This window comes from Mesorhizobium sp. 113-3-3 (genome assembly GCF_016756495.1).
Taxonomy (GTDB): domain Bacteria; phylum Pseudomonadota; class Alphaproteobacteria; order Rhizobiales; family Rhizobiaceae; genus Mesorhizobium.
This window is the reverse complement of sequence record NZ_AP023243.1, coordinates 3,546,584-3,559,404: the sequence shown is the minus strand read 5'-3', so window position 1 is coordinate 3,559,404 and position 12,821 is coordinate 3,546,584. Positions and strand designations below refer to the sequence as shown.

Genomic DNA, 12,821 nt, shown 5'->3' with positions numbered 1-12,821 from the left:
ATAGGTTGGTGTGGCGAATCAACAATCCTCGTCTTGACTTCGATTCTAGTCGGTTTTCAGAGCGTCTTTTGAAACCTCTTGGAGTCAGCATTCCAGTTCATTCGGCATATCGTGCAAAGATCACTGTACTTTGTTGTAAGAGGGCATCCATCAAGGCAACGGCGCCTTAATAGATTCATATTGCCAGTGAACTTTTGTCTGAGAAAGAATATAATCACCAGAATCATTTTTCTTTATGATAGAATCGCAATCTCGAACTATAGATTTTTCCCAGCCTTGAAAGACCCTTTCAGCCAGCTTAGATGCCCAAACATCGCAATCAAGCGATATCAACAAGCCAACAAGGAAGCATCAAATGCAAACTGAACTGATCATTCCTCAGATCGAAAACTTCAAACAGGAGCTGATAACGCCGGAACGGGCGAAAGAACTTCTTTCTATTCCGGGCAAAAAGCGCCCGCTAAATCGCAACGCCGTTAGACTCTATGCAGCCGACATGAAGGAAGGAAGATGGGATTCTTCTATCGTATCAAACAATACGATACGTCTGCTCTCGTCAACAAACTGCGTGATTGATGGGCAGCACAGACTCAAGGCGGTTGAACGTTCAGGACTATCCCAATATTTTTGGATAATCCGTGACGAAGACGACACAAAAGCGAGCCACGTTGATGTAGGAGTACGAAGAACCCCAGCCCATATGGCAACCATAGCCGGCTTTAGCAAACCCATTAAGTGCGTGCAAGTTGCACGTCTTTTAGCTTTTCTGTGCGGGGAGCATTCAAGCGTAACGCTGGGAAGTTCAAAGATCTCAGACATTCTCAATGCCCATCCAGACATTGAGCCTACAATCAAAGATTTTTGGAGAGAGACGGATTTTCCGGCACGATTTACCGTAGCTTTTTGTTATGCCCTCAAAACCCTCTTCAAAGGTCAAAGCGGAACTGAGGAAATTATCGAGAAAGCCTTTCAGGCCCTAATCGGAAACTCCAAAGAGCCAGAAGGATACCCATTCAACAGGATTTACGAATTCTTTGAATCGTCTCCGGGCAGGTTCAATGACGGTGTTCTTTGCAACAATTTGATGGAGGCTTGGAACGATTCCAATCTAGGAAAAAATTGGCCCCGTATCGACAAATTGTCCAAAATCGATTCACAGATCGAGGGTTTGAATAAGAAATTTTTGTTTGGCTTATGAAATGGCACGTAGCGGAAGTGCGCCAGCGAAAGCAAACGCACTTCCGACTTGTGGAACTGCCAGACGGGCTCCGCCAGACCGCTTAGAGTATGCGCTATTCCGACAGATAGTCCTTCGGGTTAGACAACCGCTCCTGCTTAACGGCTTCTGCATCAACCCGATAGCCTAAACCCTTTACCTTCGGAGAGATCTGACCATAGACATCAGTGATTTCGATATCATGGCAGGCCGCAAAATATTCAGTGTATGACGACTCATTATAGCCAAAAATCCCACCTTGATCGTTTGGGGATAGCGTCGAAACAACCCAGTTGTTTTCAGTGCTGCTGTCGTGGAACATCATCGCCGGACGTGTCAGCGAACAGAACACATACCAATCGCCTCGCCCATTGTCTTTCAAAGGAGCCGGCGTGTCATAGGTGCCTTCGGGATGTTTTGATTCCCAATACCGACTTTCCACCCTGTAGAGTACACCATCTGGCGCACGAGCGGCGATGCTGCGCTCCTCAATGCTAAACCAGCCGCAATAATCCATGTGGCAACGGCCTTGGATTCTTCGCCCGACAATGGAGTTCGACATCGTGGCGGCGCTACCTTCCGGTGCCAACTCGCCACTCATGGTAAGGTTCAGCAACTCGGCCCGGCGATTTTCGGTTGCAGAGATCAGGCAATTAATCTGCATCGCCTTATCGCCCCGAAGAACGCACATGCTTCGTGTCTCCAGCCAATCCTTCTGATCAGCCAGAAGAGCATCCTTTTCGTTTGATTTTCGGCGGGCCGCCTTAAATGCGTCCGCCATCTGGCCGTCAAGTGCCGACAGATTCCGGTTCGTGCAAATCAGGCGCTCTTCCTTACTTGAGGCCTTTCGGCAATCGAAGCTGGCCGCAACGCCGACGCCAGACGGAAGTAGACAGATCGCAAGCGCCATACCCAAAAGCACTCGTGCAGACAGGCGCATTGGATCATTCAACAAAGCGCCCGCACCCCGTCCAGATTTGGCCTTTCTCGTCCGAGAAGCTGTTGGCACTGAGCTTCTTCCAAGCTACCTTGTCGACCTTGCTTTCGCCCTCGGTTTCGCACACCTGCTTGAATTCTATGGCGCTCCCTTTGACTGAAACGCTTTTCACGGTGCAATAAGTCTCATAGTTCGAGATCTCTTTGCCCCTGATGTCATAGAAGGCAAACTCGAATTCGGCGTAGGCTTGTTCCCTGCTCATTTTGCAGAACTTCGCTTTGGACGCATATGAACCATCGGGAAAGGGGAGCTTGTCAGCGGCCTCGACCCACTGCACCGACAGTCCCAGTATCCCCGCCACAAAAACAGCGGCTACACCTACTTTCATTCTACCACTCCCTGTCTTGGTTGCCAAAAGCTCCCGCTTCGCCTTTTCGGGATCAGGCAATAGCTCCCCGTACGAGAACCTGCATGCTCGCTCGTGACGAAGCTTGCGTTAGACACCCGCTGGACATTCAGGCAATCAAAGAGGCGATTGCCCCTATGCCCGGTTACACCAATTGGACAACTCCGGCGATGTTTGGGTATCTTTTAGTTGTCAGAACAAATTCTTCCCTCAATTGCTCGATTCTATCTTCAAATAACTTGGCTGCTTCATCGAATTGGAGCTTACCAACGTCACCCGCAAAGATCGGTCTATTGGCAATTTTTTCGATCTCTCGAAGGCGACTCGACAGCTCATGATCTCTTTTCTCCGAAGCTGCCTTAAGACGCTCGGCTCTCGCCTGCCCCACAGCCTCATAGGTTCTGCGAATGAGCGCCGACGCAATCTTGTAGACAAGACCAAAGACTCCGAATGCCGAAAAGGAAAACAGAAAAAGAGGCGTCGATATTTTTGTAGGATTGTTCACAATTGAAACGACAGCTAATGCAAATCCAGCAATCGCCAACCCTAATAAGAACCACCATTTCATCAAAATATCATTTCGGTTTTGTCTTGGGCTATTCTTAACAACTTTCTTGATCGGGATTTTACCCAAATCCGTGTATTCGCTGAATATTTGTGAAACACGATCAAGATTTTCTTTTTCCCGAGAAATTTCTTCGTGGATTGCGTCCAATCGATTCAAGTCCAACAATTCCTCGCCCGTTATGTCTCTGATTGCAGTTTCAATTCCGATGCGAAGTGACTCTATTGCGGAAGCAAGATATTCCTTATCATGTATCTCTTCAATTTGGTCATATCTTATATTTTTCTCATCAATATCTATATAAGTTGCCTTGAAAAGAAGGTATTTCTCCACATTAGAACCAAGACCTGAAATATGGCTTATATGTTGCTTGAGCTCGAAAATAACATTTTTGATAATCGCAGATGTTGTTTTTTTGTTTATCTCGTATTCCATCAACTCGACTTGCCTGCTAAGGTGCTTAGCTTGCAACTCTGAAAGCGCCGTCTGTTTAATCAACTCGCTGTTTGCTGAAGCTTGCTGCTTATTTAAGAGAATAAGCTCTTTATTGGAAATTTCCTGCCGCTCATTAGAAATTTCCTGCTGCTCATTTAGCCGATCAAACGATTGACCTTGTTTCTTTATGGCCTTGTTCATATCGGCGATTGAAGAGTGGAGGCGACGGTTTTGTAATACCTGCACCCCTTGCGATGCGAGCAGCCAGCCCATCCCCCTAACGCTTGCGTTAACGTGCAGTCCTGATCGCTCTGCCACTTAAACCCCCGCCCGTCACCTTAACCCGGATGGTGGCGACAACTACTCGCAATGGCAAGAGGGCACGAAACGCTTGAGACGTCCCATTTAACCCTGCTCTTGCGGGAATGAACATATCGGTTCGGCGCTGTCCCACAAGAGTTCCATTGACATGTTAGAAATCAATCCCCGCAAGTTAGAAATCAATTCCTGCAAGATTCTAGAGGCTGTTGGGACGCACAAAGCATGTTTGTGGGCTACGCCACAACCAGCACCGTTGAGCGAGAAGGTTTTCAGCGAACAGGTTTCGTCCTCAAAAGGGCCATCGAGTTTGCACAAGAGGGAGACGTGTTGATTGCCCCCGGCTGGATCGTCTCGCACGCTCAATGCTGACTCGCTCACCCGCTAGCCGGGGCGAGCCGTGCCAGAGCACATGCGGAGGCACATAGGATCTCACTCGCCACAGCGGTAGCGAAAGCCTTCAGCCTTGCCCGACCTATCTCCAGCGCCGGCAAAACCGATCCGCCCCGCTGTTCAGAACCACGACGGCTGATTCGTGGTGGCGAGCGATCTGGTGAAAAGAGCGTCGCCATCGGGCCCGATAACGCCGCTAACGAATTTTCGATCTGGATTGCCGGGTGATTGCGGAATTCTTTCGATTACCGCCGCTCGCAGCGGAGACGTCATGAATAAAGAACTCCCGCTATGTGTGACAGCTTGCGCATTGCCCCTCCCCGCAACGATTGAAAGCACCCATCAGGCAGATCCACAGATTCGCTATGGACCACGGCCCGTGTATTACTTGGACAATGAGTTGATCCGCATCAAATTTCGTGTTGAAGGTACCCAGCTTGGGTTGTCGGTCGGCATGCCGACACATTGAACTGGGATGTCCGCAAGGGTGGACAAGGGGGAACTATGGCTGCACCTGCATTGATACAATGTCCGTCTTGCTCAAATAAAGTGAGCACATCAGCAATGAGCTGCCCATCCTGTGGTGCACGATTGCGAAAGGCAAGGCGTGGTATCTTTGGTAAGATTGTTATATCATTCTTTTGGCTCTTCAATTTGCTTATGATATTCTGGATATACGCCGGATTTTCTGCAACGTCTGAAAAAATGGGTGCGATGACCGACGCCGAGAAAGTAGGCACCTCGATAGGAGCCGGCATAGGAATTACGATCCTAATAGTGGTCTGGCTCATTGGCGCCGTAATACTTGGGATTATGGCCCTGCTTACCCGTCCCAAAGCGGCATAGAGCTCAAAACGGGATGAGCGAGGCCACAACTTTTAAGCTCTGTTCCAAATGCGGTCAGGGGGTATTCAAAACTGCGAAGATTTGCGGCCATTGCGGTGCACCGAATCGATCTAAGCTGCGGTTTCTGTTTCCCGCTATCTTGATAGGGATTGGGACAATTTTCATTGTAGGCTTGAACACGCCTAGCAAAAGCCCTCCCCAGATCCGAGCACCGTCCTCGCCAGCGGATGAGGCGAGAGTTTTGTCTATCATCAGCGACGCCAGAATTAAATATTTGGGGGAGAGAAACCCCTTGAGGCGTGACGAGATCCTCAAGGGACGAAGTACGCAGCTTCGACCGATTTTAGCGGCTGGGGTCGACAGATGGGTGGGTCGCCTATCGCATTTAAATGTGACAGACTCCTCAACAACAGTGGAGATCACGGTTGGGGACTCCGAAGCGACCCTTCATGCCTCGGTACCAAGAGGCAGCGAAGTAGAGCAAAAGCTGCGTGATCTTAGCGAAAATCAGTTCATCCAATTCACAGGGAAATTCAACCCCACGGGCGATGGGGTGATCGACTACGTCGATGACGGCCCTTATACCGAGATTACCAAGCCATCGTTCTCAATCCGCCTAGACGACATTACAACGGAGTGAGTGGCTTTCGTCCGAGATTTCACTGATCAGCGGGTTGGGCAGTTCTAAGACACCCATCAGTATCAGTTGACCAGAAAGCCATCATCAAAATCATGGTTTGCAGACTTAGCTAGTAAGGACGCTCAAATTATTCTGTTTTCAGATTTGGTAGAGACGTCGTTAGCTTCACGATGTCTGAACACTTTGCCTCCTCAGGCATCATCCTAATTGCGCAATCCTCGTCATCGACTGAGCCGTCGACATAGATCTTGGCGATATATTTGCACTCCTCCTTGAATACGGCGTCTCCCTTAACCTTAGCGGTTTGGCCTTTAGCGATGGGGATCCAAGTAAAGACGTCACTGTTAGATGCTCTCGCAATGAGAAGTTTGTCCACCCCTCTTCCCCTGTCGTCAGTAGCACCAAGCGGAACTGCAATTCGATTTAACGTTCCCCAAGCGTTGTTGGTGATTTCGAACCCAAGTTCGCATTGTTCCTTTTTGTCGCCGAACATCGCCTGCTCATCTGTTGCCGACACGACCTTAACCTCAATCGATTGGGCAGCGGACGACAACGTTCCGCTGACAACGAACATCGTGGCTATCAAGAATCGCATTTCAATGCCCCCCTTTTTCCAGCGCCCATTGTTTCGAAAAATGCCGCCAACCGCAACGCTCCTCGGCAGTATTCCTCTAAATGCATCCAAAGCCATGAAGCTGTACCAGCAGAGGAATATCCGTCCGACCTCGCAGCTTGCATCTTCAAAACGAAGGTTTTTGATAGCTTGGCATTCAAATCGATAGATTCCCGCAATTCTCGCTCTTCGGTATCTTGAAACTGTATCTCGAAACCTCTATCTCAATACCAGACGGACTGATGAGTTTTGAGAGGTGGCCCCACTTGAAGATTGGATATGCCCGTGTCTCCACAGTTGAACAGTCGCTCGACCTGCAATTGCAGGCATTGGAGCGTGAAGGTGTCGAAAAAGTTTTCCTTGAAAAGGCTTCTGGAGCGCAGCGGGATCGTCCGGAGCTGACGAAGGCGCTGGACTATCTTCGTTCAGGCGACACACTGATCGTTTGGAAGCTCGACCGTTTAGGCCGCTCGCTTCGCCAACTTCTCGATACCGTCGAGGATCTGAACAGGCGTGGCATCGACCTCCGCTCGATAACCGAACAACTGGAAACGGGATCACCCGGAGGTCGACTGATTTTCCATGTCTTCGGTGCGTTAGCGGAATGGGAACGCTCGACCATTCGTGAGCGGACTCTTGCCGGGCTTGCGGCGGCCAAGGAGAAGGGCAAGCTTGGTGGACGCCCACGTTCCCTGAGGGAATCCGACATTGCCGCCGCAAAAGCTCTGCTGGCGGATCCAGAAATCACGGTGAAAGAGGTGGCGGAGCGCCTCAGCGTTTCACTGCCGACTCTTTACCGATACCTGCCTTCCGCACGGGCAATGGTTTCATCGCAATAGGGGCGCAGCAGGACTGAAAATGGCTGAAACAGGTATCATTGATGAACTGGAGGATAGTTTCGCTGCCAAAGCGTGACACCGCACAGCGCTTTTTCCGTGAGCGGTTCAAAATCGAAGGACTGCTATTCGAATTCGAAGCGACCCATGGCGGACCAGTCACCTTTCGAGCAATCGGGGGGCAGACATGGTTAAAGGCCTTCTCAGGAGGCTCGTGGCGAGGCTGGGATGACGAAATCGCTCAGTTCACGGAAGGTGGCTACTTCCGGACCGGCTTTCCCGTTCTGCGGCACGTAGTGACTCTGACAATCGAATGGGTGCTGCGGGAGGATCCATACAGCTTCTATTTCGAAGCTCTGGACGAGAGAAGGCACCGCATCTACCGCCATTTGGTGGCTCGATATGCGGGATCGGTTGCCTCGCATTATGGCCACTACATGAATGGCGCCAGCCAGTTCTGGTTCGTTCGCACCAGCGGGCCTTGAGCATCTAGGAGCGTCAGCACCCGTCGAGAGCCTTGATCCTGCTGATGAGCGTCTTGCCGTACCTATAGGCGGTGAGGACTTCGGCCCTGCCCTTACAGACAAAGCCGTCCGCTCGGGAATAGCTGTAAACGACAGCGACCTTGTCTTTGCCACGTCGCCCAATGGATTCAAGCTGCAACGGAACAGAAAGCCCTCCGAAATATGAGTGTATGGAGGTCTCGTTGAAAGGTCCGATGCCACGTTTGTCTGGAACCACCAGCGCCGCTGCGGAAACGCCATCAGCATTGGATAGGGCATTGTAAAAGGCGGCGGCGACCCTCATCGGATCGTATGGCTCGGGTGCGATTGGCGCTTCAACATTGTCTGACGACGTGGCGTTTGTTTGATAGGCGGCGAACTGCAAACCCAGCCCGTTGGCCTTCTCCCCGGAGAGCCAAGCCATCCCTTCAGGCGGCGCAGAAGTGACGAAGACAATCGCATTTTGCGAGAGGCCGAGCTGGTTCAAATAGGCACCTATCAGGGCGTTTCCGACACCGGTTTCGCTGGGAGTTCCGTTTTTGACGATATAGGAGGCGTGGAAGCCAATACTGGCGCTTTGCCCTGCCAATCGTGGCGTACCAGCGAGCCACGTTAGAGCACATGCCGAGGCACAGAGAGTGTCGCTGGCCACAGCGGTAGCGAAACCCTTGTGACGAATAGCTCGGCCTATCTCAAGCGCCGGCAAAACCGAACCGCCCTCGCTGTTCAGCAAGACAATCGCTTGGCCTGTTGTGGCGGCGATTTGGTTGAATTGAGCATCATCGTTAGGCCCGATGACACCCGTTACGGTGATGATATCTGGCAGGCCTCCGGGCTGCGGTACTTTTTCGACTACAGCCGCCTCGGCTGAAACCGTGAACAGCATTGAGCCAATCAAACACGCAAACTTGTCCATTTACCCCCCAAGCCCGAACCCTTGGTACGGCCCCTCGCCCCGCTAGCCGGAGCCGGATGCTGGTCGAACGCAGCGGCATTGAACCAGCGTAAGCTCTTAGCGGCAAGCTCCGACGTGTGACATGTGGATCCAACTTGATCTGCTGTGCCCGGCCTCATTCTGAGTCAAGATGCAGAAATTGCTAAATACTTTTGTATCGCAATTGATACACAATATTTTTAGAGGACATTTCATAAATGCATATTAATAGAATCAAATCGGGGGCTGGTTCATATCGCCTCGTGAATTCCACTACGTTCGATCACATGATTTCCACTCTTGAATTATATGGGGAGCAAAGTCAGCACCCTCTGGTATCGTTTCTCATAGATCAGGCTAATGAGTCAGAAGAAATAGATCTGGAGGATGATGACGTTGGTTAAACCAGAAAAAAGACTTTCAGCAACGTTGTTTGCCGGCGACATTATGAAATTGTCTCAGCTTTCCGATACTTCTGGCGAATCCATTTCGTGCATTGCTCGAAAGGCCATCCGCAGATATCTCGATTCCTCAGATAGGGAAGATCGTGCTAAATGATCTAGAGACACAGTCATGTTTTTTGGAAATTTATGAATCTTCTACGTATGTACAGCAATGATTATTTTTTAAACAGACAGGACCTAGTCAATTTGTCGATATATATATTAGATATGATATTGAATAATACTGAATGAGACCACGGCGATCTTTATACGTACATTGCTATGATAAAGTACAAATATGACGATTCGAACCCAACCGCCAACCGGCGGAACAAATGCCTTCGAAACGAACTTTGAAGATGGAAAATGACAGCAAATCAAGAAGGGCTGTTTCAACCTCGCTTGCAAGCGTCGGCAATGTGAACCTCACAACCGGCAACTTTCATGATCTTGGGTTCTAACGGGTTCATGAAGTCCGACTAAAGAGAAGACTGGCATAAAGGGGAAATACGGAGTCCTTCCCCATCCTGTAACAAGGTTGCCTGATTAGAACGTGTCTGAAAGCCATAGTGCATAACTGGCGCTCAACACACACTTTTCCCTGCTACTTTAGAGTCGAGCTATCACGCACTTTGAAAAATCGATTCTAATGACAGGGAAAAGTGTGCCCTCAATCCAGTGCATCATCATAACTGAAGATCATTAGTCGTGCTTCGCATCCTTCGGAATGACCTCTGATGATCAATCTAGACCATGTTCGAAGAACATTCGAATGGAGCGAAGCGGAATGAGAACCATCAAAAACAGGTAATGAGAAATGACGGAACCAAGAATTCTACCCGATCTAACCAGTCCCGAACAGGAGCCCCTAAAGACCCACAATCCCCAGAGACTTCGGAAAGGATCCAAGTTTACGACTCGGAAAACAGGGCACAAGAGGCAAGGGGCAGAATTCGAGGTCGAAAACGATAGGGCAGGAAAGTGGCTCGCAGCGGTAGAGCGCAATCAACGGAAGAACTGACATAGTTTCCGCACGGAGATCGCAATGGCTAGGTCGAAACCGTCACAGCAACTTTCGCAGGCTGAGATCGACCGCTTTGTGGCGGCAGCGGAAGGGCTACACAAGGCCATCGTAAAGCCGTTCATATCGCCGCACTGCGACCACTACCGGGCAACCCGAACACTGCATGAAGTGCTGTTGAACGCCGTGCGGGAAGTGATTGGGAAGGAAGTTGAGTTCATCCATTGGAACACCACGGGTCCGGTTCGGCCAACGGTCGAGTAGCGCCTTTCCTCACTTGGCCTCTGGCGTGGTAGCTGGCAACTTTGGAACACCCAGATCCTGTTCCTTGGCGTAGGCTGCGGCGTGTGACCGAATATTCTCCCACTTATCTGGGTGCTCTTTTTTCAACCAGCCCAACAATGCCACTAGCCGACCAGTATCCTTATTTCCGAAGGATTTGATGTAGGTTTTGGGAAAGAACCGCATCATAGTTCCGACAACAAGCAGAATAAGCCAAAAAATCACGCCGCCAAGGCCAAGTGCCACGACCAGAATAAAGGTGATGAATGGGTTGTTATTCATCACCTTGGTCATATCGCTTAGTGGCCCGGTATTGTCGGTTTGTTCGGTTCTTGTGGCAATCGGGTCGTCACCTACAGACACCTGAATCCGCCCATCACCAACCATGCCGTAGTCATAGGAATAGCCGTCCGAGACAGCAAAAACCCGGATCGTTTCACCGGGAACAAGCGTGTAGTCTTTGGCCTGATGATCGGTAAGGAGTTCTGCTTTCCCGCCTTGTTCCAAAACAGCCCTTTTGAAGCCATCCGGCTTGATGGTCAGATTTCTGTAGATCACTCCACCATAATTATTGATGTTGAATTTCTGTACAATGTATCCGGAAACATTGTTCCCGCTGCTAGAGTCAAGCAGCTTTGAACCGGCATCTAAAGGCAAATCCAGCGTTGTCTGGAAAACGTCAATTGCCGGTTTTGCTGGACCAGCGGTGAGAAACAAATAGCCGAAAATTCCCACAATGATGCCGGAAACAACGGAACTAATTATTACAAGAAAGAAGTCTTTCATGAGCCGCCCCGAATCGCAAATCGGCGTATTATAGCGTCGAAGGCCGGGTTTTCGGGAAGTTTTTGTATGTACCTATTAGAAATATGTAGAAATTTTAGAATCGAGCGAAGCGACACGCCAAGCAGTCACTCCGGTTTCCGATTCAAAGCGTTCCCCATAAGTTTGAGCATCTGTACCGGCCATTGTGACCAATGCATTGGTCCGGTGGCAACGAAAAGGGCCAGCGAAACGCCAGCCCTGCCCTGCCAGTCAGTTGTGGAAGTGGTGTGCCTATGCGGTTTGACGCCTAGCGATGATCCTTCGCACGGTCATGTGTGCCATGCCCAAGGCGTCACCGATCTTGCGTGGTGACATGCCCGTGTCGTGCAGCTGCATGATGCCAGCTATCATCTTCTGTTCATCGGCACGTTCAATGAGCCTGCCACCTTCCCCGATGTCATAGCCGTATGGCCTTGTGCCGCCACCATAGATGCCCTTAGCCGCAAGATTGCGCTTCACTTCCCGTATGCGCTCCCGAATACGGTCCCGTTCGTTCTCGGCCACGGCTGACAGGATGGTGAACACCAGCTTGGATATACCGTTGCCGGTCACATCCCCGCCAAGGTCCAGCATGTGAAGCTGAACACCCTGTTCCTTGAAGACTTCAAGCGTTCCGAGTGCATCGGATGCGTTGCGGAACATGCGATCTAGCTTGGCCACCACGACCACATCACCGGGTTCCAAGGCACCAAGCAGCAATTGCCCCTGTGGACGCTCTGCGAGGCTCACAGAGCCGCTTACGCCATGCTCTACGAAGATGATGTGTTCGGCAAAGCCCTTCATCATGCAGTAGCCGTCAATGGCCCGTGTCTGGGTATCCAGAGAGTCACCGTTGTTGGCTTGATCGAGTGTCGAAACCCGGATGTATCCATAGACTTTTGGCATTGCGGATGGCCCTTCTGTACCAGCGCAGTAGCAGTGGTACACTTATGGCAGTGGTACAGGGGTTTGTCAACGAAAACGGGCAGAGCCGAAGCTACCCGAGTGACCATCAGAGGGATGATGGTCGAGTTAGTGACGCTCATAGGATGACGCCACTGCCGAAAAGCCTTGGTTTGCGAGGACTCTGCATCTCTATATGACCGGGCTAAGCGAAGAGCGAGAGTGCGCCTATGATTCCGGCAGTGTGGTTATGATCAATTAGTTCACATGTTAATTATCACGGGATCACCAGCCAATACACACCCATGAACCCAACTGAAAACAGGATGGCAAACATCACCAGAAAGAAAATGGTTTGCCTCACTGTCCAGTCCCTTGCGTTGGCACCTAAAGCCTATCCTGATTGCTTATCATCATATGTCTTAATGGCTTCATCGGTGAATTGGAATCGTTCCTCTGCCTTTATATCTTTGAATAGGAGCAGCAAGGATGGATATTGACAATCACCACATACAAATTCGATATCTTCAAATGTTTCACATCCTAAAATATCCACACAGACGGTATCGTTATATGTGTTTATCCATTCAACGAGTCGATCCTGAAACTTTTTAAAGTTCTCGTTCGAAATTTCCATTGTTTTAAATTACTATAGGTTGGGGTTAGTTCCAACCCTGCACCTAGCGGCACATTTTAAGCCTGTCTAGATGGAAAACCGAACCTCAT

At 50.1% G+C, this 12,821-nt stretch carries 13 protein-coding genes; 6 read left to right on the top strand and 7 right to left on the bottom strand.

Going from position 1 to position 12,821, the window contains the following annotated elements; translation table 11 throughout:
* The first annotated feature begins 355 nt into the window (after positions 1–355).
* Positions 356–1,198: a hypothetical protein gene (locus tag JG746_RS17305; protein ID WP_202353912.1), complete on the top strand. Its 843-nt coding sequence runs from the start codon at positions 356–358 to the stop codon at positions 1,196–1,198.
* Positions 1,199–1,292: 94 nt separating this feature from the next.
* Here the strand turns inward: JG746_RS17305 and JG746_RS17300 are convergent, their stop codons facing one another.
* The 3 genes from JG746_RS17300 to JG746_RS17290 all read right to left on the bottom strand — a co-directional run bounded on the left by JG746_RS17300 (position 1,293) and on the right by JG746_RS17290 (position 3,877).
* Positions 1,293–2,156, bottom strand: a complete 864-nt coding sequence (locus JG746_RS17300) for a lysozyme inhibitor LprI family protein (protein WP_202353911.1) — start codon at positions 2,154–2,156, stop codon at positions 1,293–1,295.
* 4 nt (positions 2,157–2,160) lie between these two features.
* On the bottom strand, positions 2,161–2,541 hold the full coding sequence (locus JG746_RS17295) for a hypothetical protein (RefSeq protein WP_202353910.1): 381 nt from the start codon (positions 2,539–2,541) through the stop codon (positions 2,161–2,163).
* A 163-nt stretch (positions 2,542–2,704) separates the two neighbouring features.
* Positions 2,705–3,877 (bottom strand): hypothetical protein, encoded by a 1,173-nt coding sequence (locus JG746_RS17290; protein ID WP_202353909.1) that lies wholly within the window; start codon positions 3,875–3,877, stop codon positions 2,705–2,707.
* Between the two features lie 664 nt (positions 3,878–4,541).
* Between JG746_RS17290 and JG746_RS17285 the strand changes: the two genes are divergently transcribed.
* A complete protein-coding gene (locus tag JG746_RS17285) occupies positions 4,542–4,739 on the top strand; it encodes a hypothetical protein (protein WP_202353908.1) in 198 nt (65 codons plus the stop codon).
* A gap of 618 nt (positions 4,740–5,357) precedes the next feature.
* Positions 5,358–5,756, top strand: a complete 399-nt coding sequence (locus tag JG746_RS17280; RefSeq protein ID WP_202353907.1) for a hypothetical protein — start codon at positions 5,358–5,360, stop codon at positions 5,754–5,756.
* Positions 5,757–5,883: 127 nt separating this feature from the next.
* Here JG746_RS17280 and JG746_RS17275 read toward each other — a convergent pair whose 3' ends face one another.
* Positions 5,884–6,447, bottom strand: a complete 564-nt coding sequence (locus JG746_RS17275) for a hypothetical protein (RefSeq protein WP_202353906.1) — start codon at positions 6,445–6,447, stop codon at positions 5,884–5,886.
* 188 nt (positions 6,448–6,635) lie between these two features.
* On the opposite strand from JG746_RS17275, the gene JG746_RS17270 reads away from it, so the two are divergent.
* The gene (locus JG746_RS17270) at positions 6,636–7,208 is read left to right on the top strand and encodes a recombinase family protein (RefSeq protein ID WP_202353905.1); all 573 of its coding nucleotides are present in this window, start codon (positions 6,636–6,638) and stop codon (positions 7,206–7,208) included.
* A gap of 41 nt (positions 7,209–7,249) precedes the next feature.
* Entirely contained in the window at positions 7,250–7,690 is a 441-nt protein-coding gene (locus JG746_RS17265) for a hypothetical protein (protein ID WP_202353904.1), read from the top strand.
* A gap of 13 nt (positions 7,691–7,703) precedes the next feature.
* Here JG746_RS17265 and JG746_RS17260 read toward each other — a convergent pair whose 3' ends face one another.
* Entirely contained in the window at positions 7,704–8,624 is a 921-nt protein-coding gene (locus JG746_RS17260; protein WP_202353903.1) for a COG3904 family protein, read from the bottom strand.
* Between the two features lie 1,506 nt (positions 8,625–10,130).
* Here JG746_RS17260 and JG746_RS17255 point away from each other — a divergent pair.
* Complete coding sequence (locus JG746_RS17255; RefSeq protein WP_202359214.1) at positions 10,131–10,370, top strand: hypothetical protein; 240 nt, start codon at positions 10,131–10,133, stop codon at positions 10,368–10,370.
* Positions 10,371–10,379: 9 nt separating this feature from the next.
* Here JG746_RS17255 and JG746_RS17250 read toward each other — a convergent pair whose 3' ends face one another.
* Both JG746_RS17250 and JG746_RS17245 read right to left on the bottom strand, forming a co-directional pair.
* The gene (locus JG746_RS17250) at positions 10,380–11,174 is read right to left on the bottom strand and encodes a hypothetical protein (RefSeq protein ID WP_202359213.1); all 795 of its coding nucleotides are present in this window, start codon (positions 11,172–11,174) and stop codon (positions 10,380–10,382) included.
* A gap of 270 nt (positions 11,175–11,444) precedes the next feature.
* Positions 11,445–12,098 carry a recombinase family protein gene (locus tag JG746_RS17245; protein WP_202359212.1) on the bottom strand — a complete coding sequence of 218 codons (654 nt, stop codon included), beginning with the start codon at positions 12,096–12,098 and terminating at the stop codon, positions 11,445–11,447.
* Between the last annotated feature and the right edge of the window lie 723 nt (positions 12,099–12,821).

Coding starts and splice junctions, on each gene's coding strand:
- JG746_RS17275 (WP_202353906.1), bottom strand. CDS start 6,447: ATGGCTTTGGATGCATTTAGAGGAATACTGCCGAGGAGCGTTGCGGTT.
- JG746_RS17265 (WP_202353904.1), top strand. CDS start 7,250: ATGAACTGGAGGATAGTTTCGCTGCCAAAGCGTGACACCGCACAGCGC.
- JG746_RS17285 (WP_202353908.1), top strand. CDS start 4,542: ATGAATAAAGAACTCCCGCTATGTGTGACAGCTTGCGCATTGCCCCTC.
- JG746_RS17295 (WP_202353910.1), bottom strand. CDS start 2,541: ATGAAAGTAGGTGTAGCCGCTGTTTTTGTGGCGGGGATACTGGGACTG.
- JG746_RS17300 (WP_202353911.1), bottom strand. CDS start 2,156: ATGCGCCTGTCTGCACGAGTGCTTTTGGGTATGGCGCTTGCGATCTGT.
- JG746_RS17250 (WP_202359213.1), bottom strand. CDS start 11,174: ATGAAAGACTTCTTTCTTGTAATAATTAGTTCCGTTGTTTCCGGCATC.
- JG746_RS17305 (WP_202353912.1), top strand. CDS start 356: ATGCAAACTGAACTGATCATTCCTCAGATCGAAAACTTCAAACAGGAG.
- JG746_RS17255 (WP_202359214.1), top strand. CDS start 10,131: ATGGCTAGGTCGAAACCGTCACAGCAACTTTCGCAGGCTGAGATCGAC.
- JG746_RS17245 (WP_202359212.1), bottom strand. CDS start 12,098: ATGCCAAAAGTCTATGGATACATCCGGGTTTCGACACTCGATCAAGCC.
- JG746_RS17260 (WP_202353903.1), bottom strand. CDS start 8,624: ATGGACAAGTTTGCGTGTTTGATTGGCTCAATGCTGTTCACGGTTTCA.